Raw genomic sequence first — 25,642 nt, forward strand, 5'->3', positions numbered from 1 at the left:
TCATGCAACTTAAAAGGGTAACCCAACGAGTCGGTTGAGACTCCTGAGGGTTACCCTTTGTACTATATTAAGAAGAGCTGCTTAAATGTCCTTACTGAGAAGCTTCAAAGACAATACTTGCTGCGTATCGGGATCGAGATCCAGCTTCAACCACCCGCCGGACACTTCGAGAGCGAGAACGTTCGATTGATCCTCGGTCGGGATACCGAGTAATTCCGCGGCCTCGGAGCCTTTCATGCCGTATCGCAAATGTTGAATTCCCGTGCTGACATCCGAAGAATTGATTTCGACGTATACGACTTTATTCTTGTCGTTAAATCCGATCGAATAACCGTCGTATTCCCATATATTCACGTTTTGATCATCGCCGGGAAGAGAGTAGGTATCGTTAGGAAGTCCTTTATTGTCGACGATATCCTTCTCTACCGTGCCAAGCTTGATACCCGCGAGCGAAGGGGTCTTGGATTGGAACGTTTGATCGCGAGACGAAGCAGGTTCCGTCGGTTTGGGTTGGATCGTGGAAACTTCGACGGAAGGCTGCGAGGGCTCTGATTCGTAGCTCGATGCGGATTGGGAAGGCGACGGCGCGACGGGCGGCAGATCCGGCTCCGTCATACCCGATGCTTCGGGCGTGGGTTCGGCAGGCGAATGCTCTATTGAAGAACTAGCCGGAGGATGATAGGAAGAATCGACGTTTTGCAGCGTATCCTGGGAAGAACTGCACGAAGACAAAGTTGCCGCCAGCAAAAGCGCGCCCCATATTTTCAGTCGGGCATTGAAGTTATTCGGCAAGTTCATCCCTCCGTTCTATCATTTATACTATATAAGACATAGCAAATAGTGGAAAAGTTTCGGGGCTATCCACTTTATTTCATAAATCATTCTTTTGTCGCATTTGGTCGCAGGTTGTCGGGACTTTGGTCTTATTTAACCGAACAAGAGTTTAACGGGATTGGCGACCGGGAATTGTGAAACCCGATGTTGCGCGCGGGAAAAGGATATGGTACGTTAGACGGAAAAGACAACGGGTGGTGGGGAAGACGATGGATATTCTCAAAGAGAGGATTCTAAAGGAAGCAAGCGTCATAAATTCCGGGGTGTTGAAATTGGATTCTCTGCTGAACCATGGCGTCGATCCTCAATTGACAATGGAAATGGGCAAGGAATTCGCCGCCAAGTTCGCCGGAGAGAATATCACGAAGGTGATTACGGTGGAATCCTCGGGAATTCCGGTTGCGTTCGCAACCGCCTTTCAGTTAGGAGTTCCGCTTGTATTCGCCCGTAGGAAGAAAACGTTGTTAGGCGAACCGGACGCATACTGCGAGAGGGTTCCTTCCTTTACGAAAGGGATCGTTACGGATTTGATCGTATCTCGCCACTTGTTAAGCTCCGAGGATTCCGTCCTCTTTATCGACGATATTATTGCCAACGGGGATGCCGCTCGCGGCTTAGTCAAGATTATCGAGCAATCCGGAGCCGAGCTTAAAGGAATCGGAATCGTTCTCGAGAAATCGTTCCAAGCCGGCGGACGTACGCTGCGCGATCTCGGGTATCGGGTGGAGACGCTGGTGAAGATTCAGTCGTTGGACGACAACACGATTACTTTCCAAGATTAACATAAGGGCGAAGTGCATCCTTTTCCAATTGGAATTCGTTATCGTATAATAGGAATAACTTGCAGATGGGGAGGCGAACAGCAAATGGAAAACGTAAATAACGTAAATTTGTCGGTCGACTTTTTCCTGAATAAACTGGAAGAGTCCAAAGTACATTTCGAGCGTGCTCTCGATTGCAAACACACGGAGTTCGACGACCTGTATCCATACATGATCGAGCACCCGCAATTTTTCTGGTATAAACGTTATGTAGCCTGGTCGGAACTGCTCACGATCGTGAAACTGTGCGAGGAGCTGAACATTCCTTGGACGGAACGCTTCGCGAGCCATCAAGCGGAATACGTCAGCAAACGGGTCATGTCCAGCAAAGTGTTGGATTTCTGGTATGAAACGAACGATACGAGAGAGCACGTCGGGTAACGAAGCAGATTTGCTTGGGAAGACATACCCGGAGAACCCGCGAGGACTTAGGTCCCTGCGGGTTTCTTCGGCTCAATGGGAGGCATAATGCAGTGATGAATGACGAACAATTGGATCGCTATCGCATCGAGGGAACGAAAGTCAGGATCGTGAGGGATGCGTTGGAGCAGAACGACGTCGTCGGCATCGTCGTCGCTTGGGATGACGAGCATTTGCTTATTCGGCGCCCGAATCGGCGGGTCGTGAAGGTTAAACGCGGCTACGATATTCAGAATGCGAGCGAGCCTAGACATTGGTCCATCGAGTGATATTAACTGAAAATTTGGACTTTCTCCATTGGCTTGACTTCGCCTTCTTGGCTATGCTATTTTAGTATACGTGATTGCGAACAAGATTATTTTCTCCTTAAGCCAATGAGGCGAGAATAGGACGATCACAACTTCATGCGGTCGTGGCGGAATTGGCAGACGCGCTAGATTCAGGTTCTAGTGGTGTAACAGCCGTGGAGGTTCGAGTCCTCTCGACCGCACCAACCTTATCAATCCAGGAAGCCTTGCCGAGCAGGGCTTTTTTTTGTTTTTCAGAAATTCGCTTAATGATCCCCCGCATCCCTCACGTACAGACTTCCGTTAAGCCGACGATATTGAAGAGGGGTTGTATTCGCTAGCATTTTGAACTTTCTAATAAAATTATTCGCGTTGCGAAAACCGACTTGTTCCGATATTTCCGTGACGGACAGGTCGGTTTGCTCTAGCATGATCCGCGCTTTGGTGATTCGTGCTTTCAATATATATTCATAAGGAGTTAAGCCGGTTTGGCGCTTGAATAAACGAATGAACGCATAAGTCGTCATATGGATTTTCCGGGCCAGTTCCTTGATGGAGATATCTTCCGCGAAATGCCGTTCCATATCAATGACCGTTTCCGAGATGGCCTTCGCGGCTGAGCTCGACAACTTCAAAGTGTCGTTGACATGCTTGTCCTCATACATTGCCGTCAGAATGCCGCATAGCGCCTCGGCCATGATCAAATCCGCGGCAGGGGCATGATGGTTAGCCTGTTGGAGGATGGCTCTCAAGCGCGTTTCCACATAGCCGAGCCTTTGCAGCGCGATTGGCTGGAAGCGACCGGCGTTAATTAGAAATTCGTAATCAACCCCCGTGTTTTCCTCGAATCTAACCCATTGGATCTCCCAATAGTCGCCTACGCTTTCGTACTGTTGCTTTTCGTTGCAATCTATCAAGAAGACTTGTCCCCTCGCCAACGGATGCGTTACTCCCCGATATGTAATTTGTCCCTTGCCCGCCAAGGTTAAAACCATAAGGCGGTTGTCCAGGCCTTGACGCTCGACGCGGTAGCCATTCAGACAGTAATAATGGCCGCATGCGAATATCCGCAAAGGCAGCATCGAGGCAGCCATATTCGGGGTATGCAAGAGATGGACGGAGTCGGGGCGAAAGAGATCATGAATCACGCTATAGGGAGCAGTCATGGAGTTCAACCTCGCAATTTTTATATATTATCGGTTGATTATTGGCGATGCAAATCCATAATACCGCAAATATAATGGGATTGAAAGTCGACAATAATTAAGTATGGGGGATATGGACATGAGCATTCCTAAAAATGATTTAGAGTTGTTTGAACTTATGAAACGCGAGTTATATACGCCGGTTATCGGAGATATTTTGGATGATTTGGGCCGGTTCCATCAATTCCTTCCCGCAGCCGTTCAACCGATGAAGGAGCATATGGTGTTAGCCGGGCGGGCGATGCCGGTAAACATGATCGACGTGTATGGCAAACAGGACAAGCCTTTCGGATTGTTAACCGACGCTCTCGATCAACTGCAACCGGGTGAAGTGTACGTTGCCCACGGCGGTCATATGAGATGCGCTTACTGGGGAGAAATCCTAACGGCTACCGCCAGAACGCGCGGAGCCGCAGGTGCCGTAGTCAACGGATACCATCGGGATACTCCTCAGGTATTGGAGCAGAACTGGCCGGTATTCTCCCGCGGAAGATTCGCCCAAGATTCCTCGGTTCGAACGAAGGTCGTGGATTACCGTTGTCCGATCGAGGTGGAAGGAGTATGGATCAATCCCGGCGACTTGATCTTCGCCGACCAAGACGGCGTGTTAGTCATTCCGCGGGAGCTGGAAGCCGAAGTCGTCGAACGGGCATTGGAGAAAGCCAAAGGCGAGAAATTAGTGAGGAAGGAAATCGAAGCGGGGCTGTCGAGTACGGCCGCATTCCAGAAATATGGCATCCTGTAATCGAACGATTGCGGCAGCACGGAAAGGCGGGGATCGGTTATGAATGACAAATTTCGTCAAGCAAGCTTTCAAATCGAGAAGGATGACAACGTCGTCGTCGCGTTGTCCGATCTTGAGCCTGGTCGTGTCAGAATTCATGGCTCCTCCAGGCTGGAAACGATAGAGATAACGGATCCGGTTAAGCAGGGACACAAGATCGCGAATAACGCGATTAGAGCAGGCGAGCCTGTCTTGAAATACGGAGTGGCTATCGGAATAGCCATTCACGACATCGAACCGGGGACATGGGTACACCTTCATAACTGCAAAAGTTATTACGATAAGCGTTCTTCCACTCTTGATCCGGTATCCGGTGCGCCGACCGATATTCAGTATGATTAAAGGAGACCAGATGCGATGAGCGGGTATGCGGAAATCACTTGGAAAGGGTATCTTCGGAACAACGGTTCGAAAGGAATTCGTAATAAAATTCTGGTGATGTATACGGTAGAATGCGCATCGTTCGTCGCTAAGGAGATCGGCGCGGCTTATCGGAATACGGGAATGGATGTGGATGTCGTCGGATTCGGCGGCTGTACGGATAACGAATACGCGCTGCGTATGATGATTGCGATGATAAGGCATCCGAATGTCGGGGCGGTCTTGACCGTTGGCCTTGGCTGCGAGTACTTGCAAGGCAAAAGTTTGGCTGAAATCGCCGAGAACGAAGGTAAACCGGCTGCATGGATGCTAATTCAAGATTACGGCGGCACTTCCAAGACGATTGAAGAAGGCATGCTGGCAGTCCAGCGTTTGCATGAACGGCTTGCCGATGAAACGGTACTAGTCGACATGAGGGTAAGCGACCTGGTCATTGGCGCCGAATGCGGCGGGTCCGACTATACGTCCGGTTTGGCGGGCAATGTCGTTGTCGGGCGTCTGTTTGACCGGCTAGTCGAAGCCGGCGGCACAGCCATATTCGAAGAAATCGTAGAAGCGATAGGATTGCGGGATATTTTGCTCGGGCGCGCTAAAAACGAGGAGGTACGCGGCGACCTCGGATCGACTTACGATAAAATGCTGGACTATTGCAAGAGCGTGCGGCAATACTCGGTATCTCCCGGCAATTTCGCGGGGGGACTGACTACGATCGAGGAGAAGAGCATGGGAGCGTTCGCCAAGAGCGGCACTAAGCCGATCGAAGGCGTGCTTAAAGTGTCGCAAAACCCGGCGCACGCCGGATTGTGGCTGCTCGACAGCACTCCGGATCCGCATTATATGAGTTTCGGTTATACGAATCCGAACGACAACGAAGGTTTGATGGATCTCGTCTGCAGCGGTTCGCATTTGCTCTTTCTCGTGACGGGCAGAGGGACTGTCGTGGGGAGCGCGGTAAGTCCGGTTATCAAAATAACCGGCAATGAAAAGACGTACCGCAGAATGTCCGACGATCTCGATTTCTGCTCAGGGTCTGCGCTGACCGGAGAGAAGCCGATGGACGTCTTGACCGAGGAACTGATGTCCCTAGTGATTGCCACTTGCCAAGGGCTGCAAACGAAAGCGGAGAGATTAAACCATAAGGAATATTTCATTCCGTACAAATATCAAGCTTCGGAATCTACGGGAAGAAATTGCGAGGTGTAACGCAAAGTGAAGAGCTATCAGGAAATGTTCGGACTCAAAGGAGAGAGAGTGTTAATTACGGGCGGGGCAACCGGCCTCGGCCTCGCGATGAGCCGATGCTTCTATAATGCCGGGGCGGAAGTGATTATGGTCGGTTCCGGAAACGGAGAGGAGCGCGCCCGCCTTGCCGAACAAATGGGCGAAGGGGTATGGTATCGTTCGTTCGATGTAGCGGATACGGCGAATACGGCTCGTTTCATCGATGATATAGAGCAAACGATCGGACCTGTAACCGTGCTGATCAACAATGCCGGCAATCATTGCAAGAAGCCGATCGAAGACATGACGGACGAGGACTTTCGATCCGTAATGGATGTTCATTTGCTGGGGGCTTTCTCCTTGTGCAGAGCGCTTATCCCGCGAATGAGGCAGCGGGGGAAGGGAAATATTATCTTTCAAGCTTCCATGACGTCGTTTATTGGACAACCTAACGTAATCGCTTATTCCAGCGCCAAATCGGCCTATCTCGGCATGGTGCGAACATTGGCATCCGAAACGTCCGCATACGGCATTCGCGTGAACGGCATTGCTCCGGGTTGGATCGAAACGCCGATGCTCCAAAAAGCGCTGCATGGAGACGAGCCGAGAAAGCAGAAAATATTGGGACGAACTCCGATGAAAAAATTCGGGGATCCGGAAGATATAGGTTGGGCAGCCGTTTATTTGGCTTCCGATGCGGCATCGTTCGTGAACGGTACGATTTTGCCGGTGGACGGCGGCGCTCTAATCGGATTTTAGATGTGCTAAGCTTAACGAGAGGGAGCTATCCCATTCCAAGGGGATAGCTCCTTTGCGTCCATATTAAGGAAATGCAAAGCACTCAGATTTATCGATAAGAAAATATGAATACATGAATGTCGGATTATTGCTATAGGTTCAGGGACGAGAACTGTATAAAATGAAAGCGTAAACAACAACACTGAGAGGGGTAATCACAGTGAAATTCAGAAAAACAGGATTGCTTAGTTTGTCACTTGTTACGGCATTAACGGTTTCCGCTTGCGGAAACAACGGCAACGGCGGCAATGAGGGAGCGGCGCCTTCCAGCTCCGCGCCGGCATCGGGAGCGGCGACGACGGTAAGCGAAAAACCCTTCGACGGACAGAAAATCACGATCTTCGCGGTTAACCATCCGTGGACGGATGCCGTTAAGGGACACATTCCGGAATTCGAGAAAGCTACGGGCATTAAAGTCGATTTTCAGGTTTTCGCGGAGGAGCAGCTTCAACAGAAGCTCGCCGTACAGCTTACAACCGGAGCGGAAACGCCGGATGCATACACCTACCGTCCTTACATGGAGAAAATTTTATATGCCAAGAACGGTTGGACGACTCCGCTTGACGAATACGTGACCAAGAACTCAAGTTACGAATTCCAAGATTTCTCCAAAGCGACGATCGAAGCGAGCACGATTGACGGCAAGCTGATGTCGATCCCGTTATGGACGGACCAATTCGTCATGTACTATCGCAAAGATATTTTGGAGCAGAACAATATCGCGGTTCCGAAAACGATGGCGGAATTCGAAGATGCTATGAAGAAGCTGCACAAGCCTAGCGAGGACTTCACGGGTTTCGTAGCCAGGGGGCAACGTAATGCGCTTGTTACCGCGGTATCTTCGTTCGTATTCTCCGAAGGCGGAGATTTCATGACGGACGGCAAAGCGGCGGTTAACACTCCCGAAGCGGTTAAAGGGTTCAAACTGTATGCGGATCTCGTCAAAAATTACGGTCCTAAAGGCGTTCTGAATATGAACTGGATGCAGGCCATTGCCTTGTTCGCGCAAGGAAAAGCGGCATTCTACGTAGATTCGGCGGCGCTATACAAAAATACGACCGACCCGGAAAAATCGTTGATCGCGGATAAAGTGGGCTTTGCGACATTGCCTGCGGGCAGCGCGGGTTCCAAGCCGTATAACATCGCTTCGTGGTCGTTCGCGATGAATCCGAAATCCCAACACAAAGACGCGGCATGGGCATTCATGGAATGGGCCACGAACAAAGAAAACGTATTGATGATCCAACAAAGCGGCGTACCGGGAGCGCGCGACTCCGTATGGGCTTCGAAGGAAGGCATCGAGAAGTTCCCGGCTGATCTGGCCGCGGCGATCCAAGAAACGATGAAAATCGGCGTCGACCATAGCGTACCGCAAGTCATGAGCGTTACCGAATCGCGCGACGCGGTCGGCGCGATCGTAGTAAAAGCGATTCTCGGCGAGGATATTCAGGCTGCTGCCGAAGAGGCCAACAAAGAGCTTCAAGCCATTATCGACAAAGACAGCGCCAAATAGAAACGGATCGCAAGCTCGTACAAGCCGAATGCACGGCACTCGGCTTGTACGTTATCTTCATAAGAAGGAGGGGGCCCGGTGATAACTAACTGGTTCGACCGCAATATTAAATGGGTTTTTATTACGCCTGCTTTGCTATTCATTGCTTTTATGGTTGCGTACCCTATCTTCTATACGGCAAGGCTCAGCTTCTTCGAATGGAGCATGTCCGCGGTAAGCCCATCGAAATGGGTTGGGTTCGATAATTATACGACGCTGCTGAAGGGCAAGGATTTCTGGCATGCGTTATGGATGACCTTCTATCATTCTTCTGTCAGTATCGTGCTGGAGACGGTACTCGGCGTAGCGATCGCAATCCTATTCTCTCGAAAAATGGCCGGCGCTAAAGCAATGAAAACGATGATGATGCTGCCTATGGTAGCTACACCCGTATCGATCGCTTTAGTCTGGTTGCTCATATACGAGCCTTCAATCGGATTAGCCAACGAGTTTCTCAAGATGCTTGACATCGAAACCCAGGAATGGCTCGGCTCCGTAACGCAGGTTATGCCTTCGCTTATTATCCTGGACGTATGGCAATGGACTCCGATGATCGCTTTAATCACGATCGCGGGGATCGCCACGATACCGGCTGATCCCTATGAATCCGCAAGCGTGGACGGAGCGAATATTTGGCAGAGATTCCGGCATATCACTTTGCCGCTTCTTATGCCGACGGTGATTACGGCTGTAACGCTGCGAATGATCGATCTACTCAAAACGTTCGATACGATCTATGCAACGACCCAAGGCGGACCGAATTTCGCTTCCCAAACGTTGAATTTGATGATTTTCGATACCGCTTTCTCAAGGTTCCAATTCGGTTATGCTTCCGCTCTGCTAATGGTTTTCTTCATCATCCTTATCGTGATCGTTCTGTTATTAATGGCATTACGCAAAAGGTTAGGTGGTATAGAATGAGAACGACAACGACAGCGCGCATCAGCTATTCGGTCTTGAACGTTATTGTCCTTCTCGCCTTGCTGTTTCCTTTTTTATGGATGATATCCGCTTCATTAAAGACGCAAATTCAAATTCTTAACCCGGACAACTTGTTCAAATTCACGCCTACGTTCGACAATTACGTTACCGTATTTAAAGAGTACGACTACTTGAAATATATATCGAGCAGTCTAATCGTTGGCGTATTGTCGACTTTAGGGGCGTTAGCGCTCGGTCTTCCGGCGGCTTACGCGATTGCCAAGTACAAGATGGATTCCGTGTCGGTCGTTATCCTAGTGGCCAAGATCTTGCCGGGGATCAGTTACTTGGTTCCTTGGTATGTATTGTTCAATAAGCTGCATCTTATCGATTCGTATTTGGGATTGATTTTGAGCCATATGGTCATCGGGCTTCCGTTCATCATGTGGATTATGATTCCGTTCTTCGCTTCCTTCCCGCGCGAGGTAGAGGAATCCTCATGGATCGACGGCAGCTCGAGAATGCGTACTTTCGTCCAAATGGTGCTTCCCGTCTCTCTTCCGGGTATTATTACGGCTTCGCTGCTCGCTTTTATTTACTCGTGGAATAACTTTATGTTTTCGTTCGTTCTGGCGGGCGAATCAACCAAAACGCTTCCGATCGCGATTTACTCCTTCGTGGGAGGGGCATCGATTCAATGGGGCGCTTTAATGGCCGCGGCTTGCATTATCACTCTTCCTGTTATTATCATTGCTATGTTGGCGCAAAAGTACGTCGTTAGCGGTTTATCCGCAGGCGCCGTTAAAGGATAGGTTTAAGGAGCTGTGGATATGCATCCAAGATGGAATACATTCAGCAAAATGATCATTATGATCATACTCTTAATTATGCCCATCGTCATTATCTACAGCTACACGAACCATACTTCGATTAATGTTATTCGCCAAGAGTTGCAGGACAAAAATTTGAACAGGCTTAGCTTCTTTACGAGTCAGGTCGACAACATCGTAGAGCAGCTGTCCATTCTTTCTATCATTGTCAGCAAAGACCCTAGCGTGAAGAAGCTTGGCGATACCGATACGTTGCCGACTTCCTATGCACAGCTGCAAGCGCAAGAAGATCTGATCAAGAAGTTGAGCTTGCTTAGCGTAACGAGCAGTTGGAGAAACAGTCTGATTATCTATTTGCCCCGAGTCAAGCAGTCGATCTCGAACGACTACTTCAGTACGTACGATGACGAATATTTAAGCAGCTTAACGGAAAAATCGTGGGTATACCATCCAACGCCGAACGATCAGGGAGAAGGTTATTTCTCCAAGGTGTTATGGAGTCCGCTCCTCGTTAATAGAAGCTTGCTTGAAGCGGATGCGGTCGTAGAGGTTCGTTTTTATGAAAGCAACATGATTCGCATGTTGAATGATTATAAGAACGATGGACAGGACGTGCATTCGTTTTTCTATAAGCAAGGGTCTCGAAAGATCGAAGGAAACGTCATAAACAGCGAAATTTCGCAAGAAATAGCCGGCGTACTGGACAAGACGCCATTGAGCAAAACCGGATATCAGACCATAGAAATCGGCGAGGAGCAATATTTGGTCAGCTACGTGCAGTCCAAGAGCTTAGGCTGGTATACGGTTGATTACTTGCCGCTGAAGCAAGTGCTTGCGCCGATCACGAAGAGCCGCAATTTGTTTTACGGAGCTATCGGACTTATTTTGTTGATCGCGCTAATGGGGACCGTTGTCTTGTATCGTCAAGTACAAGTGCCGATTAAATTGCTGCTTAAAGGAGTACAGAAAATTCAAACGGGTTCGTATTCCCATCGGATTAACTTTCGGCCGCGGAACGAATTCGATTTTCTGTTCACGAAGTTTAACGAAATGACGGATGAGATCCAGCGGCTGCTCGAGAAGGTTTACATGGAGAATATCCGGTTCCGGGAAGTCAAGCTAAAGCATCTCCAATCGCAAATTAATCCTCATTTTCTGTCCAATAGCTTATTCTTCGTGAAAAACATGATCGCAATCGACGATAAACAGGCCGCGACGACGATGATTCTCAATTTGGCGGATTATTTCCGTTACATTACGAAGATGGAGCATACGTTAACTACGCTTCGCGAGGAAATCGCGCTGATCGATAATTACTTGACGATTCAAAATTTGAGGATCGAGCGGTTTCATTACGAGATCGATATCCCGGAGCCTATGCTAGATCTGCAAATTCCTAGACTGATGATTCAGCCGATCGTGGAGAATACGATTATTCACGGAGTCGAAAAAAACGCGAATTACGGCATCATCCAAATTACCGGGGAAGAAAGCGACGGAGAATATCGCATAATTATCGATGATAACGGCGGAGGAATAACGGACAAGCTGTTAAGAGATCTGCAACTGAAGGTATCCGAACCGCTTGATCAAGAGCAAGGCTGCGGATTGTGGAACGTACATCAGAGATTGTTCTATCAGTACGATCAGCATTCGGGCCTTAAATTCGAGAATTCGCCGCTTGGGGGCTTAAGAGTAATCGTACATTGGCGCGGTCCCGATCGATAGGCGAAGGGAGGAATGGATAGAATGCTGCAACTGCTGCTCGTAGATGATGAAATGAGCGTCGTGGATACGATAGCCCAGACGATCCATTGGGAAGAGCTAGGGATCGGAGCGGTGCATAAAGCCTATTCCGCGCTCGAGGCTATGAATCTGCTCAACATTCATCAGATCGATATCGTCATTACGGATATAGGGATGCCGGGGATCAACGGTCTTGAGCTATCGCGGAATATCTATATGCATTGGAAAAATACGAAGTGCCTGCTTCTTACCGCCCATGCCGACTTCGACTATGCGCAGATCGCGATCCAAAACAATATTTACGATTATATCCTTAAGCCGATCAGCGATGAAGCGCTGATCGAGCGTGTTCGAGCGGTCGTGGAGACGATTCGCGTGGAAAGAGAATCCCACAGCGTAGTCCAGCGGGCGAAGGATACGATGCGCGAGCATATTCCAAGATTCCGCAGCGAGCTGTTGCACGATTTGCTGGAAGGAAAACGGATTTCCGCGGAGAAGCTGGCGGAGAAAATCAATTTGCTTGAAGTACCGATCGAGATCGGCGAGAACGTGGCCATGATGCTCATCCGTTACAAGGAGCAATTCTCGGACTATGATCCTTTCGATATGTCCTTGATGGAATTCGCGGTAGGCAATATGGCGGAAGAAACTTTCCATGAATATTACGACCTCTGGTGCAGCAGAGACGTTCATGATTATTTAACCGTCGTGCTTATCCCTAAAGAGCAGGACGACGGACCCGCGCAACCTAACGAGGAACTGCTTAATCGATTGATCAATCAGTTTCAGAGGAACGTGCAGCATTATTTGAAACGAAACATTTCCGTGTTGTTCGGGCACGGAGGCGTATTTCCGCAGGATTTGTTTAGAATGTACCATAACCTGCTGCTCTTGTTCCGGCAGCGTTTCGGCAGCGAACAAGACATGCCTCTGTACATTACGGATGGCGGCGAGTTGGCGGATATCGCCACGCTGCAGCGATTGTATGAACCGCCGAGACTGATGCACCTCATGGAAGCCGGGGATTGGAGCGCTATCGAGCAGAAGCTGGATACGATCATCGAGGAGTTGGAGCAGCGATGGGCGGAGTCTCCCGAGCATATTCTGGAAGCCTTCTTCGCCATTTATTCGGCTTTCTCGAATATGGCCCACACCAATGGGAAGATGATGATCGACCTCATAGACAGCGATTACATGCGGGCCAAAGAACTTCAGCCATGCAAGACGGTTAAGCATCTAAGCGATTGGGTATGGAGCGTATTCCATAAATTTCATCAGCAAGCGCAGAGCGAAACGCTTAGCGCCAGGTTATCGACGGTCAAGGATGCGCAAAAGTATATCCTGTCTAATCTCAGCTACGATATATCGGTGCAATCTATCGCCGATCATTTGCGGATGAATCCTTCCTACTTGTCCAGGCTCTATAAGCTGGAGATGGGAGAAAACATAAGCGACTATATAACGAAGCTCAAATTGGAAAAGTCGATTCAACTGCTGAAATCCAGCACGAAAAAAGTATACGAGATTTCCATAGAGGTCGGATACCAGAACCCGCATTATTTCATCAAGCTATTCAAGAAACATTACGGAACGACGCCGCAAGAATATCGAAATGCGCAAGTGTAATGAAACACACCATCAGATGAGGTGACCGAAGATGAAAAGCTTGGCGTTAAGAGAGCCTAATGTGTTCGAGATGCAGCAAAAGGATATTCCGGTTCCTAAGGAAGGCGAGGCATTAATTAAAGTTCTTGCCGTTGGAGTATGCGGTACGGATTACCATGCCTTTCGCGGCAATCAGCCCTACTTCGCCTATCCGAGAATATTAGGACACGAGATTGCCGGCGAAATAGCAGAAATAGCGGGCGGGATCGGAAGCGATCTGCGGGTTGGCGACCGCGTAACGGTTATGCCGTATATCGCCTGCGGCTCGTGTATCGCATGTCGTAACGGGAAGACCAACGCATGCACGAAATTGAAGGTTCTCGGCGTTCATATTGATGGAGCAATGAATGAATATTTTACCGTTCCGACGGAGTATCTCGTTAAGGCGGAGGGCTTGAGCGTTAGTCAAATCTCGATTATCGAGCCTCTAAGCATCGGGTTGCACGCGGTCAATCGGGCTCGTCTTACGCCAGGCGAATTCGTATTGGTTCTTGGAGCCGGGCCAATAGGATTAGCGGTAATGAAGTTCGCCAAGCTGGCGGGGGCGCGCGTCATTGCGCTCGATATCAATAAGGATCGATTATCCTTCAGCAAGCAATGGGCCCAGGTCGATGCCGTTGTCGACGCGTTAGGAAACGTAGAGGACGAGCTAATTGAAGTTACCGCGGGCGATTATCCGACAACGGTAATCGATGCAACGGGTAACCCGCAGTCCATGATGAATGCCTTCAGTTATGCGGCTCATGGAGGAAAGGTCGTTTACGTGAGTTTGGTGCAAGCGGATATTTCGTTCAACGATCCCGAGTTCCACAAGAAGGAGCTGACGTTGATGGGAAGCCGTGCGGCAAGCTTGGACGAATTCGAGTATGTGATCGCCAACATGAAAGCCGGACATATCGATGCGGATGCATTCATCTCGCATCGCGCTCCGTTCGAGGATACGATAGCGGCATTCCAGACTTGGTTGAAGCGGGATAGCGGCGTCATTAAAGCGATTATTGAATTTTAGGCGGGTCACGGCGAATCAAATATATGGCTCTAATAGGGGGATAATAAATTGAAAATTCAAAGTATTCAGGCAAATGCTTATCGTATGCCGCCATCATCTCCTTGGGAAGATGCCACGAACAAGGTTGACGGTTTGGAATTCATTATCGTAGAAGTGACTACCGATAACGGGTTGGTTGGAACCGGCATTAGCTATACGGTCGATATCGGCGGAACGGTGATTAAAACTCTCATCGAAGATTATTTGGCCCCTCTGGTTCTCGGCATGAATCCGCTCCACTACGAGCAGGTTTGGTATCATATGCAACGCCAATCCAGACGGCTTGGCCTAGGCGTCAATTCGATGGCGATCGCGGCGATCGATATCGCCATCTGGGATCTGATGGGCAAGCATTATCATCAACCGCTGTACAAGTTGCTTGGCGGAGCGCGAGATTCGATTCCTTCCTATATTAGCGAGATCAATCTTAGCAGCAATGACACCGTCGAGAATCTGCTGGATCGCGTGGATGGATATATCGCGCAAGGCTACAGAACGGTCAAGATGAAGATCGGCAAACCGGATTTCGAAGAGGATATCGAAAGAATCGCGAAGGTTCAGGAGCGACTAGGCAAGGGAGGCACGCTGCTCGTCGATTTGAATCAGAAGTGGAGCGCGGCCGAAGCGATTCAGAAGGGCGCTCGTCTCGATGCGTTGAATCTGGGCTGGATCGAGGAGCCGATGCTGTATCAGGATATCCATGGACACTCCCAGCTTAAGAAGGCTATCCGGACTCCTATCGCATTAGGAGAAAGCATGTACAGCAAGCAGCAATTCTTGGAGTACTTAAAAGCCGACGCCGTTGATATCGTGCAAGCGGATGTCGCTTTTGTCGGAGGAATCACGGAATGGCTGAAGATCGCCCATCTCGCTAACGCTTTCGGTAAACCCGTTGCCCCGCATTATATGATGGAGCTTTCGCTTCAGATGCTGTGCGGCGTAACGAACAGTTATATGCTCGAAAATGTAGTCGGCGGATCGTTCACCGAGCTCGGCTTGCTGGAACATCCGATTACGGTGGAGAACGGAATGGGAGCCCCGTCTTCTCTGCCGGGTCATGGAATCGTGTTTAATCAATCCGCGTTAAAACCGCATCTGCTCGATTCTTCCAAGCTTCGCGGCAACTTCGTCGGAGGCAGCAAATAGGACGAGCAAACAGGAGGTTATTATGAAGATCGTTAAATTCGAAACCTGGTGGGTACGGCGAGACAATTGCTTATTCGACGAGAAAAGGCAAGGAAAGAGCAACATGCCTTGGGATGTCGTCGTCATCAAGATCACGACGGATAACGGCATTGAAGGTTTGTCCGTTGCCATGGCGGCGAGATCGGGGGCGGTTACGGAAGCTTATTTAAATGACAACATTGCGCCTATTCTGATGGGACGAGATCCCTATGATCGAGAAGCGATCTGGCATGAGCTATGGAACATCGATCGGCATCTCGGGTTTTTCCCGGTATACTTGCCGGGACCCGTCGATGTCGCCTTATGGGATATCGCGGCCAAAGCTGCGGGTTTGCCGTTATACAAATACATCGGAGCCTACCGGAACAAGCTTCCGGTGTATGCTAGCGGACTTTTCCATGAAACGGTCGATCAATATGTCGAAGAAGCGCTGTACTACAAGTCATTGGGCATCAATGCTTATAAGGCGCATCCTCCGGGCCCGGTAGAGATGGACATGAAGATTCACCAAGCGTTAAGAGACGCGGTAGGCGATGATCACGTTCTTCTGACCGATCCCGTCGCGGAGTACAGCCTGGATGAAGCGATTAAAGTAGGCAGACACTTGGAGCAATTGAACTATAGATGGTTTGAAGAGCCTTTCAGGGATTTCGAAGTCAATAAGTACAAGCAGCTTTGCGCGGCGCTCGATATTCCTATCGCGGCAACGGAGACGACGAGAGGCTGCCATTGGGGCGTTGCCCAATCTATCATTAACAATGCGGCGGATATCGTTAGAGCCGACGTATCTTGGAAGAACGGGATAACGGGCACTTTGAAAATCGCCCACATGGCGGAAGCGTTCGGTTTGCGCTGCGAGATTCATACGACAACGATTAATTACATGGATATCGTAAACTTGCATGTTTCTTGCGCGATTCGAAACTGCGAGTACTATGAATATTTCGTGCCGGAAGATCAATTTCAATTTCCGACGAAAGGGAAGCTGCCGATCGATTCGCAAGGCATGATTACGGTTCCGGAAAGCCCCGGAGTCGGAGCGGAGCTGGACTGGGAGCTAATCGAGAAGCAATGCGTCTCCTATAAAATAATCGAAGCTTGAACAAAGGCGGGAAAATAAACATGACGAATCCGTTTAGTCTTTCAGGGAAGCTTGCGTTAATAACGGGTGGAGGCACCGGGCTTGGCTTGGGAATGGCTCGTGCGATTATCCAAGCGGGCGGGAAAGTCGTGATTACGGGGAGAAGGGCGGATAAGCTGAAGGCAGCTTGCGAAGAGTTAGGCTCTAGTTCTTCTTACATTCAACACGATATTAACGAGCTGGATTCGTTGCCCGGTTTGGTCGATGAAGTGGAGAGCCGCTTCGGCCCGATTGAAATTCTGATCAACAACGCGGGAAACCACCTCAAGAACAACGCTTTGGAAACAAGCGACGACGGCTTTGCCGAAGTGCTTCAAACCCATGTGCAAGGAGGCTTCGGCTTAGCGCGCGAATGCGCTAAGCGCATGATACCGCGCAAGTCCGGTTCGATCTTGTTCATCTCTTCGATGTCGGCGATCATGGGGATTCCCAACGTCGTTGCTTATTCCGCGGCCAAAACCGCCGTTGCCGGAATGGTGCGGGCGTTGGCGAGCGAGTGGTCCCCGCACGGGGTGAGAGTGAATTCCATCACTCCCGGTTGGATCAAGAGCGACATGACCGAGAAGGCGCTCGACAGCGATCCGCCGCGAAAGCAGAAAATCATGTCCAGAATTTTCATGGGCCATATGGGAAGTTCCGAAGATATCGGTTGGGCTGCCGTATATTTAAGTTCGCCGGCCTCTCGTTACGTAACGGGATTGGATTTGCGAATCGACGGCGGAGCGGGCTACGCTTTCTAGCGACCCCGATTTTTCGGCCGATAGCAGAAACGCATAACTTACAATCCCGAGAAGCCTTGCTGAGCAAGGCTTCTTGTAGCGCGCCAATCTCTAGGGGGAAGTCCCGGAATGGGGAAGGCAGCAGGACTAAGCGCTTGCGGACTTCTGCCGGATTTTCCCTACGATCAGCAGCAGCAGCGGCAAAGCGAACATATTTACGGGCAAGGCGAAGGGAATCCAGTAATTGAGCAAATAGTTGGTGGCCGCTTGTTCGACGTTTCTCGGAATAAAAGCAAGCCCGAGGATAACCGGTGCATTGATCCACACCATGGTCTTCCATTTTTTAATTCCCAGAAATTCGGCCGTACCGTATGAGATTAAGAACAAGTAAATCGCAAGCTTGATGAATACGCTCGCCACCCAAATGACGATCGTGACCGGGTCGATGTTCTCGATGAAACCGAACAACGAGATTTTTCGCGCCAACTCGAAATACGGATACCACATTTTCGTGGACAGCTCGACTCCGAGCGTCGCCATCGTTACCGTGAAGGAAATCAGAACGAGGAAAGAAGCAACCGCGACAGCCCCGTATATGTACGGTGCGCCTTTCTTCGGCTGCCGCAGAAACGACGAGAGCATTAGAAATTCGACCGCGTGACCGAGGTAGGAAGCCGGGGGCAGCGCCCCTTTAACGATATTGATCGCCCCGTTGTCGGCGTAAACGGGCAGCAGGTGAAAGAAGTTAGCTTGTAAGAGGCTGGCGGCGATGACAAGGACGACCATCAGCACGATAACGGGACCAAGCACCTCGCTGCACCTCGCAATATTGACGATCCCTCCAGTAACTGTCGCGTATGCTATGAGCAGCACCATAATCAGCATCACCGCCAGCTTGGGCGTCGTGGGTAAGATCATGACATGCAGCACATCGTTGAATTGGCGCAACACGATCGGGGTGATCGTGTACCATTGAACGAAATAGACGAAGATGACGACCGTTCCGATCCATCTGCCCATTACCGTCCGGCATAATTGAATGAGATTTTGGCCTGGATGCAGGAGAGTCACGTTGTGTACGACTACGGATATGAGCAGAATAGCCAACCCGGCTAACAGAATAGATATCCATACGTCTTGTCGAGCGAATTGCGCGCTTGGCGAGAGCGTCATGATCAACGTCATGCCGAGATCCATCGATAGGATCATCCAGAAGATCTGCCGTCCCGTAACGTTCATTATGGACATTTTCCCTCCGCTTATTAATGAGTTTCCGCGCTTTCGATCGGACCGGGAGCTTCCGTTCTGCCCATCCGTTCGATTGTGATCCGAGCTTTCACGTCGACCTGGACTCCAGGATAGATTTCGTTCCATTGGCGCTTCAAATGTTTCCATTGCTGCGGGTACTGTCTGTGAAAGGTTGTGCCGAAACCGAGCGCGTCCGATTTGAACTCGCGTTGAAGCTTACGCAGCATGCGTTCGATCGCGCTTCGGATCATGTCCGACAGCTCCGATTCCAGTTGAAGCAATTTTCGGGGTCTGCTGAAATCCAGCGTGGAATCGTTATTCGTCATTCGGGCCGTCGCGTAATAGAACACTTCGTAGTGCGGCGTTCCGTTCCGCATGCTCGCTCGCAACCGCGCTTTTCCCTTCAGAATTTCCACTGTGGCGGTTCCTTTCGTCTTCAAGCGCTTCGCTTCGACTTTTTGCGTGATCGTGATGTTTTTGGACCCGTCCTTAATCATTTTAAAGGCCTTCAAATCCGTTCCGGACAAGTACCCGACCAGCATCGTGTTCCGGTATACGGCTACCTTATCGATCTGGAAAGCGGTCTCGTTCCCCGAAGGAACGAGGCTGATCGCTCCCGTGACGGGCATCTTTCCTTCAATTGCCAGATCGGCTATGAATTCGTCGATTTTGACGTCCAAGGAAAAGTCGCCGGATTGGATGTTTTTCATCCCGATAGCGGGTATCGATTCCATACTGTAAGGGGTATTTAATATCTCTTTCGCCGTTGTGCCCTGAGTGGTCAGAATGTAGCAGTTGTGACGGCTGTCGGGCAAGCGGATGAGTGCGTCCAAGGTTTGATCGACGCTCTGCCTCGCAAAGGCTTCCCCAATGACGAATACGGCCCGGTGACCGAAAAAGAGCCTCCGAGACAACCGCTGCTGCAGGATACTAATAATTTCGAACGCGTTGGCGCCCTTCGCCGAAATGACGTCGACGGGTTTCTTTTTTCCTCCCGATTGCAGGGTCCCCGGAATGCCGGTCGGAACGGCAATCTGGAGCGTCACTTCAATTTGTCCGTCCTCCGCGAGATCCACGCCGCTGGCCATCACAAGCGCTAGCTCATCCATTTCCTGACGGTCCCAGCAGCCGGACAAGCCTAGACAGGCTGCAAATAGGGCGGCGATGAGCGCTTTCCTGCTTGGTTTCATGGATTTGGCACCTCCGAATCCCGCTGCGCAAGCTGGCGCCGCTTGTACATCAAGCGCCATGGCGCTCGAAACAGGACATCCATGACTCCGGCCCGGTTATACGGAGTGACCGGCCAGAGGTAGGGAAATCCGAAGGATTGCAGATTCGACAAGTGGATCAATATGGCGATCATGCCGGCGCTTACTCCGTAAAGCCCGAATGTACCCGCGCAAATGACCATCGGAAAGCGAAAAATACTGATGGCTTGACTCATGCCCGGTTGAGGGATGAGGAACGAAGCGATTCCCGTCAGCGAAACGACGATAATAATGGGAGCGGAAATAATTCCTGCCTGAACCGCGGCTTGTCCGATGACGAGCGCGCCGACTATGCTGATCGTTTGCCCGACGGCCCGGGGCAGACGTACACCCGCTTCGCGAAGCGCTTCGAACGTAACTTCCATGATCAGCGTCTCGACCATCGTCGGAAACGGAACGATCTCTCGCGCGGTAACCAAGCTGAGTGCCAGGCTGGTCGGTATCATTTCCTGGTGAAAGGTCGTAACCGCGACATATAGGGAGGGGGCCGCTACGGCCAGAAAAGCAAACAGAAATCGCAGCCATCGAAGCATGGTCGCAAAAATAAAATTCATGTAATAATCTTCTGCCGACTGAAAGCCGAACCAGAAGGTGACGGGCATAATCATGACCAACGGCGTCCCGTTAACGAGCACCGCCACTTTTCCCTCCAAGAGAGAGCCCGCCGCGGAATCCGGCCTCTCGGTCGTATTGATGATCGGAAACGGCGAGTAGGGATGATCGCTGATCATTTCTTCGATATAGCCCGTCCCCAGCACGCTGTCCATCTGAATTCGGGACAGTCGGCTCTTGACTTCCCGTATGACGTCGGATGGAGCAAGCTTGTCCAAATAGACGACCGCTACTTCGGTACCGGTGACCGTTCCAACCGTCATTCGCTCGATTTTGAGCTGCGGAGATTGGATATGCTGGCGAAGCAGCGTAAGATTGATTTCGATTTTCTCGATGAACCCGATGCGGGGACCGCGGATGACCGCCTCCGTTTTCGGTTCTTCTAAAGCGCGATGAAGCTGGTTCCGTATCTTAACGGTCAAGGCAAACGAATAGGATTCGAAAAATAAAGCAACGCCGCCGCTGACGATGCTTCTCACGACCTCGTTGAGCGTTTCGGCAGCATGCGGCTGTATGGTCGAATCGATGCGCGTTCTCAGCCATTCCAGCAGCTTGGAACGATCCTCGAGCTGGTCTGTCTTCAGGGTCATCAACGGCTTCAGCAGACCATCGCTCCATTGGGCGTCGTCGACTAGCGCGTTCAAATAAACGGCCATGCAAGTTACGGAACCGGGGAGCAGAAGCCTGCGGACGACCAAATCAGAGCATCTGTCGAAAATGCTTCGAACGATGGCCTCGTTATCGTCGAGCTTGTCGCGCAGCTTCTGTTCCCGCGGTATCGAGCTGGATCCCGAATGTGAATCGCCGAGCGGCGGAAATCTCGTTTTTTTTCGCAAGGAATCACCGCCGATAGAATAGTTGTACGAAATAGGATTCCCTGCTTTTACCAACCATATGCGCGACAATAGCCAGCCTAGAGGACGGGTATAAGAAGAGCGTTTAACGTGCCGTTCGGTCGAGAATACTGGGCGATATCAGGGAAAGCGCGAAAGGGGATCGAACTTGATTGAAGCTGATTTGGAAATCGCTCGCTTTGCTGCTTATCGTCGCGTTGTCGGGTGCGGTGCTCTATTGGTCCGTATCTATGCCCTCAGGCTAAGAAAAATATAGACTAGCGAGCTTCTCGGAAGTGCGGGTGGCTAGCGCCTGCGTCGTCAACGTCGGATTCGGGCCGCCGATCCCGTTGAAGTGAACGCTGTTGTCCGCGATAAACAGCCGCTTTACTTGATAAGCCTCGCAGTTCGTGTCGACGACATACCCCATTCTCATGGTGCTTTCCATGTGCAGCATGAAGCTGAAGGGCGTATCCGAACGAATGATCGTTTTGGCGCCGGCCGCCTTCAACGATTCGCTGGAATATCGGGCCAAGAGATCCCGCCGCTGCAACGTCTTTGGGCTGGGGGTGTAATAGACGACGGGAATCGGACCGTTCTCGTCTCTCAGAATCGGGTCGACTTCCACCCGGTTGCGAAACAGCGTTTCGTCATCCGTCAAGAGAAGGTAGGTCATCGTCCGAGCGTAGTTCATCATCAGTTCCTTTAGCGCCGGACCGACTACCCGGCCCCGAATGTTCCACGGCTCGCCCGGCGCGGGGGGGTTCAATGCGTCGTATCCCGCTTCGCTGAAGCCGTAAGTCAAGAAAGACATCAAGCCCGGACTGAGACACGACACCTGGAAAACTCCGGTCCCCGGGATGTCGACCCTTGCTCCTGAAGTATGGCCGACGTATGGATAGACGGAGGGCTGGCCCATAATCCGCATGAGCTCCCGCTCGTCGAACACCCCGCCGATCCAGTCGAAGCAGTGATTCGTAAGCCCTCTCCCGACCCAGGAATTCGAAGGCAGGCCGGAATTGAGCCATAGCCGCGGAGACTCGATGCAGCCGCCGGACAGGACGACGGCTTTGGCCGTCAGCTCGTGAATTTCTCCGGTCCACGTATCGCGAAATTGGACTCCGGAAGCGCACAGCCCTTCTCCCGCCTTTTGCTCGGTCAGAATCTTGATGGCGAAGGAATTGGGCCGGATCGCCACATTGCCTGTTTTGAGCGCAAGCGGGACATAACTGACCAACGTGCTTCGCTTAGCGATTTTGTCTACGGACGGTCCGGCCGAACATCCGTTGACGCAATGCCCCTGCAAGGTGCAGCCTTCCATATTCCACAATTGGTCGATGGAGTAGCGGGAATCCATCAAGCGAGGGTTAACCGGCAGGATAGCATTCGGGTTCGGCCGATAGCCGGGCGTGGTCACGTTCAACGTAGGGATTAGCTTCCAGCCTGCTTTTTTGACGCCGTAGTAGAACAGTTCCTCCTTGGGCGTCGTTGGGGAGAATTGCACGGGCAAAGTAGCTTCCACTTTCTCGTAATACGGGATCAGTTCGTCGTAACTGATCGGCCAAATGCCGTCGATCGCGGAGGGGAAAGCCCGCGGCGATTGCGACCAGTAATGCTGCGTCGTTCCCCCGACTCCCGCAGCCTGCCAAATATCGCCCTTCTGCCGCATTACCCGATGCCATGGCGTTCGTCGCCTATCCGCAGGTCCGAATCGAAATGTGCCCGATACGACGTCGTTCATATTGTTCTCGTACATGTTGAAAATTCGTTTATATATGCCAACGTCCAGATCGGCATAGTCGGAACTCCACTCTCCGCCCCGCTCGCCGTTCGGATTTTGCCATTGCTTGTTCCCGTAGAAAGGACCGGCTTCCAGCACCAGAACTTTCAGCCCAGCCTCTCCAAGCTCCTTGGCCGCGGCGGCGCCTCCGCCGCCGGAGCCGATAACGATCACGTCTGCGTCATACAATGCGGGACTCGCCTCCTTCTCTGACTATCGTCAGCAAATTGCCGCGAAACGCGCGATATCCTTTGGATACTCCCGGATAACCGGTTTGGCGCCAACCGATCGGAAAATATTCCAGCCTTCGTTCGGTCGGCGTTGCGAGCCGGGTCGTCCCGTACGCGGACCATTCCGAGTAATTTCCGAACATCGTCTGCCGATTGAGGAAGTCAACGACGAATTTGACCAGTCCGCCGTCGTTGCGGTAGGGAGGCGGCAAAGCTCCGAGATCGACTTGGAGATTCTCGAGAAGCGCCAAAGTTCGGATACGGTTTTCCGGCGAGAGGGAGGCGAACGGCACAGAGCCCGGTACGGCGTAATTCGCTTTGCCGGAGGCCGCGAGCTGTATCGCTCCCGCGTTCAGCAATCCGGCTGTAGGGGCAGCCAAAGGCATCACTTCAGGATAACGGCCGAGATCGAGCGTCAGGCTATGATCCATCTCCCAGATCATGTATTCGTGAATGGCAAGCTGAACGCCCCCGATCGCCAAATCCGCTCCGAAGACGGATAGTTCGGGCGTACACGGTACGATTGCATCGACAAGAGCGCGAAAAGTAACATAAGTGTAGGAATTCGATTCTGCCGGTTGCATCGGGCAATCTCCTCCTTATTCAAGAGCTTTAGATCATAGGAACGTATTCGAGAGAAGCTGTCCATTATGCGGATCTCCGTTGCAATTAAATAAAATCGACTCCTTCCCAAAACTCGGAAAGACTTGTTTTTATGCGGTTTTAGGAGTTTTTACGTTGTTTTTTTTCATTATTCTTTTATTCTCGTTCCTTATACTGTTTCACAAGAAGCGTCAGACAAGGAGAGGATTTTCGTGCCGAAAGCGATCAAAGTTCGCAAAGAAGAAGAAGGAGCGACTCGCGGACGTTCCCCTTCGCGGGAAGACGTTGAACAGGAGGAGCAATCGGAGGAGTCCGAGCAGAGTCCCGACAAAGCCTCTATCATCCAGAAGCTGAAAGCTCAAGGAGCGGTACGCGTGTTTCCGGGCATGGACGCGGGTTCGGAGGCGGAAGCTCCGGGGAAAGTGCCGGAAGCGGCCGTCGAAGCGCCGAAGGAGCCGGAAGCTCCGGCGTCGGCGCCGATTGCGAGCGGACCGTCGAGCGAGTCGGAATCGTCGGCAAGCGAATCCGAGGAATCCGGAGGGATAAGCAAAGAGTTTCACGAACGGGTGCAAAAGGAGACGGATGCGGCCAACAATCCCAATTGGTACGATCTTCCCCAGCATATCGAGAATGCGCGCTACGGTAAATGGGATTTGTCGCAAAGCCGCGAACGCAGCGGCAACCGGAGGCAGGACGTGAATCTGGAAGAGGACGTGCGGACGAATAAGATCGAGAACCGAATGATGCCGGGGAAATTCGATGTCAAGCAAAAGGTGAAAAACGCGGTAAACGACGCCGTGCAAAACCCGGGCCAGACGGCCGCGGGCATGATTCCGATTGTCGGGAAAGGCATTCAGCAGAAGATGGCCGAGAAGTTCGACGTGAAGGAACGGGATTTGCTCAAAGGAATCTCGGCAACGACGACTAACGAAGCGATCAAGACAAGCACGGCATCCCAAGCCCAAGCGGTCGGCACCAAAATTACCGCCGGCCGGATCAAGGCGGGAATCGGAACCGTGACGGGAATCGCGGGCAACATCGTTCCGGGGGCGGGTCAGGTCGCCGGCGCGGTAGGTTCGGCCGCCGGAATGATCGGCGATATCGCGACATCGAGCCAACAGACTCAGGTGAAGAAGGCGCGGGCGCGCGAAGAAGCCCGCAAAGCGATGGGCAAAAAGGAGTTTGCGGGTTACGAGAATATCGACGAGTTTATCGGTCTGGAAAAACAAAGGCATGCTTTAGTCGCGGCAGGCAAAGGAAAAGAAGGCGCGGGAGCGCCGATCGTGGACAGCGATGATCAGGTCAAGCGTCTGACGGCGCATGCGCGGGGAGAAACGGAGCATCACAAATACTACAAACAGCGCGCGAAAGAAGTAGAAAAAGAGAGAGCCGAAGCCGCCAAGCCGAAAAGCGAAGGCGAAGGCGTCATGTCCAGAATCAAGAAATTTTTCGGCCGATAGCCTTTTCGCGATTGAAGTCGCGGTTAAACTGACATAGGGAGGGGTAACGG

24 protein-coding genes and 1 tRNA gene are annotated in these 25,642 nt (G+C 51.3%); 18 read left to right on the forward strand and 7 right to left on the reverse strand.

Annotated elements, in window-relative coordinates:
* Nucleotides 1-81: 81 nt before the first annotated feature.
* Nucleotides 82-792 (reverse strand): hypothetical protein, encoded by a 711-nt coding sequence (locus FPL14_RS24205; protein WP_182300144.1) that lies wholly within the window; start codon nucleotides 790-792, stop codon nucleotides 82-84.
* A 251-nt stretch (nucleotides 793-1,043) separates the two neighbouring features.
* On the opposite strand from FPL14_RS24205, the gene FPL14_RS24210 reads away from it, so the two are divergent.
* The 4 genes from FPL14_RS24210 to FPL14_RS24225 all read left to right on the forward strand — a co-directional run bounded on the left by FPL14_RS24210 (nucleotide 1,044) and on the right by FPL14_RS24225 (nucleotide 2,568).
* On the forward strand, nucleotides 1,044-1,616 hold the full coding sequence (locus tag FPL14_RS24210) for a xanthine phosphoribosyltransferase (RefSeq protein ID WP_182300145.1): 573 nt from the start codon (nucleotides 1,044-1,046) through the stop codon (nucleotides 1,614-1,616).
* An 84-nt stretch (nucleotides 1,617-1,700) separates the two neighbouring features.
* The gene (locus FPL14_RS24215) at nucleotides 1,701-2,036 is read left to right on the forward strand and encodes a hypothetical protein (protein ID WP_182300146.1); all 336 of its coding nucleotides are present in this window, start codon (nucleotides 1,701-1,703) and stop codon (nucleotides 2,034-2,036) included.
* Between the two features lie 92 nt (nucleotides 2,037-2,128).
* Nucleotides 2,129-2,344 carry a hypothetical protein gene (locus FPL14_RS24220; RefSeq protein WP_182300147.1) on the forward strand — a complete coding sequence of 72 codons (216 nt, stop codon included), beginning with the start codon at nucleotides 2,129-2,131 and terminating at the stop codon, nucleotides 2,342-2,344.
* 137 nt (nucleotides 2,345-2,481) lie between these two features.
* Nucleotides 2,482-2,568, forward strand: a tRNA-Leu gene (locus tag FPL14_RS24225).
* 60 nt (nucleotides 2,569-2,628) lie between these two features.
* On the opposite strand, the gene FPL14_RS24230 is transcribed toward FPL14_RS24225, so the two are convergent.
* Nucleotides 2,629-3,528, reverse strand: coding sequence for an AraC family transcriptional regulator (locus FPL14_RS24230; RefSeq protein WP_182300148.1), 900 nt, complete (start codon nucleotides 3,526-3,528; stop codon nucleotides 2,629-2,631).
* A gap of 118 nt (nucleotides 3,529-3,646) precedes the next feature.
* Here FPL14_RS24230 and FPL14_RS24235 point away from each other — a divergent pair, with 118 nt between their 5' ends.
* From FPL14_RS24235 to FPL14_RS24295, 13 genes are all read left to right on the forward strand, one after another.
* Entirely contained in the window at nucleotides 3,647-4,312 is a 666-nt protein-coding gene (locus tag FPL14_RS24235; protein WP_182300149.1) for an RraA family protein, read from the forward strand.
* 39 nt (nucleotides 4,313-4,351) lie between these two features.
* Entirely contained in the window at nucleotides 4,352-4,693 is a 342-nt protein-coding gene (locus FPL14_RS24240; RefSeq protein WP_182300150.1) for a UxaA family hydrolase, read from the forward strand.
* Nucleotides 4,694-4,708: 15 nt separating this feature from the next.
* Entirely contained in the window at nucleotides 4,709-5,935 is a 1,227-nt protein-coding gene (locus FPL14_RS24245) for a UxaA family hydrolase (RefSeq protein ID WP_182300151.1), read from the forward strand.
* 6 nt (nucleotides 5,936-5,941) lie between these two features.
* Nucleotides 5,942-6,712: an SDR family NAD(P)-dependent oxidoreductase gene (locus FPL14_RS24250; RefSeq protein WP_220471184.1), complete on the forward strand. Its 771-nt coding sequence runs from the start codon at nucleotides 5,942-5,944 to the stop codon at nucleotides 6,710-6,712.
* A gap of 199 nt (nucleotides 6,713-6,911) precedes the next feature.
* Nucleotides 6,912-8,264, forward strand: a complete 1,353-nt coding sequence (locus FPL14_RS24255; protein WP_182300152.1) for an ABC transporter substrate-binding protein — start codon at nucleotides 6,912-6,914, stop codon at nucleotides 8,262-8,264.
* 78 nt (nucleotides 8,265-8,342) lie between these two features.
* A complete protein-coding gene (locus FPL14_RS24260; protein ID WP_229263647.1) occupies nucleotides 8,343-9,224 on the forward strand; it encodes a carbohydrate ABC transporter permease in 882 nt (293 codons plus the stop codon).
* Nucleotides 9,221-10,036 (forward strand): carbohydrate ABC transporter permease, encoded by an 816-nt coding sequence (locus FPL14_RS24265; RefSeq protein ID WP_182300153.1) that lies wholly within the window; start codon nucleotides 9,221-9,223, stop codon nucleotides 10,034-10,036. Before FPL14_RS24260 ends, FPL14_RS24265 begins: the two co-directional genes overlap by 4 nt.
* 18 nt (nucleotides 10,037-10,054) lie before the next feature.
* Complete coding sequence (locus FPL14_RS24270) at nucleotides 10,055-11,782, forward strand: sensor histidine kinase (protein WP_182300154.1); 1,728 nt, start codon at nucleotides 10,055-10,057, stop codon at nucleotides 11,780-11,782.
* 12 nt (nucleotides 11,783-11,794) lie between these two features.
* Complete coding sequence (locus FPL14_RS24275; RefSeq protein WP_182300155.1) at nucleotides 11,795-13,426, forward strand: response regulator; 1,632 nt, start codon at nucleotides 11,795-11,797, stop codon at nucleotides 13,424-13,426.
* Nucleotides 13,427-13,457: 31 nt separating this feature from the next.
* Nucleotides 13,458-14,474 carry a zinc-binding alcohol dehydrogenase family protein gene (locus tag FPL14_RS24280; RefSeq protein ID WP_182300156.1) on the forward strand — a complete coding sequence of 339 codons (1,017 nt, stop codon included), beginning with the start codon at nucleotides 13,458-13,460 and terminating at the stop codon, nucleotides 14,472-14,474.
* A gap of 48 nt (nucleotides 14,475-14,522) precedes the next feature.
* Nucleotides 14,523-15,659 (forward strand): mandelate racemase/muconate lactonizing enzyme family protein, encoded by a 1,137-nt coding sequence (locus FPL14_RS24285; protein WP_182300157.1) that lies wholly within the window; start codon nucleotides 14,523-14,525, stop codon nucleotides 15,657-15,659.
* A 22-nt stretch (nucleotides 15,660-15,681) separates the two neighbouring features.
* Nucleotides 15,682-16,800: an enolase C-terminal domain-like protein gene (locus tag FPL14_RS24290; protein WP_182300158.1), complete on the forward strand. Its 1,119-nt coding sequence runs from the start codon at nucleotides 15,682-15,684 to the stop codon at nucleotides 16,798-16,800.
* Between the two features lie 20 nt (nucleotides 16,801-16,820).
* Complete coding sequence (locus FPL14_RS24295) at nucleotides 16,821-17,579, forward strand: SDR family NAD(P)-dependent oxidoreductase (RefSeq protein WP_182300159.1); 759 nt, start codon at nucleotides 16,821-16,823, stop codon at nucleotides 17,577-17,579.
* A 126-nt stretch (nucleotides 17,580-17,705) separates the two neighbouring features.
* Here the strand turns inward: FPL14_RS24295 and FPL14_RS24300 are convergent, their stop codons facing one another.
* The 5 genes from FPL14_RS24300 to FPL14_RS24320 form a co-directional block, all read right to left on the reverse strand.
* The gene (locus tag FPL14_RS24300; protein ID WP_229263648.1) at nucleotides 17,706-18,806 is read right to left on the reverse strand and encodes a GerAB/ArcD/ProY family transporter; all 1,101 of its coding nucleotides are present in this window, start codon (nucleotides 18,804-18,806) and stop codon (nucleotides 17,706-17,708) included.
* Nucleotides 18,807-18,820: 14 nt separating this feature from the next.
* Nucleotides 18,821-19,996: a Ger(x)C family spore germination protein gene (locus tag FPL14_RS24305; protein ID WP_182300160.1), complete on the reverse strand. Its 1,176-nt coding sequence runs from the start codon at nucleotides 19,994-19,996 to the stop codon at nucleotides 18,821-18,823.
* A complete protein-coding gene (locus tag FPL14_RS24310; protein ID WP_182300161.1) occupies nucleotides 19,993-21,522 on the reverse strand; it encodes a spore germination protein in 1,530 nt (509 codons plus the stop codon). The genes FPL14_RS24305 and FPL14_RS24310 overlap by 4 nt, the downstream gene beginning before the upstream one ends.
* Before the next feature lie 259 nt (nucleotides 21,523-21,781).
* Entirely contained in the window at nucleotides 21,782-23,488 is a 1,707-nt protein-coding gene (locus tag FPL14_RS24315) for a GMC family oxidoreductase N-terminal domain-containing protein (protein WP_182300162.1), read from the reverse strand.
* Nucleotides 23,481-24,113 carry a hypothetical protein gene (locus tag FPL14_RS24320; protein ID WP_182300163.1) on the reverse strand — a complete coding sequence of 211 codons (633 nt, stop codon included), beginning with the start codon at nucleotides 24,111-24,113 and terminating at the stop codon, nucleotides 23,481-23,483. The genes FPL14_RS24315 and FPL14_RS24320 overlap by 8 nt, the downstream gene beginning before the upstream one ends.
* Nucleotides 24,114-24,344: 231 nt before the next feature.
* On the opposite strand from FPL14_RS24320, the gene FPL14_RS24325 reads away from it, so the two are divergent.
* Complete coding sequence (locus tag FPL14_RS24325; RefSeq protein ID WP_182300164.1) at nucleotides 24,345-25,592, forward strand: hypothetical protein; 1,248 nt, start codon at nucleotides 24,345-24,347, stop codon at nucleotides 25,590-25,592.
* Nucleotides 25,593-25,642: the final 50 nt, after the last annotated feature.

Origin of the sequence: Cohnella cholangitidis, from assembly GCF_014107495.1 — a bacterium.
Classification (GTDB): Bacteria; Bacillota; Bacilli; order Paenibacillales; family Paenibacillaceae; genus Cohnella; species Cohnella cholangitidis.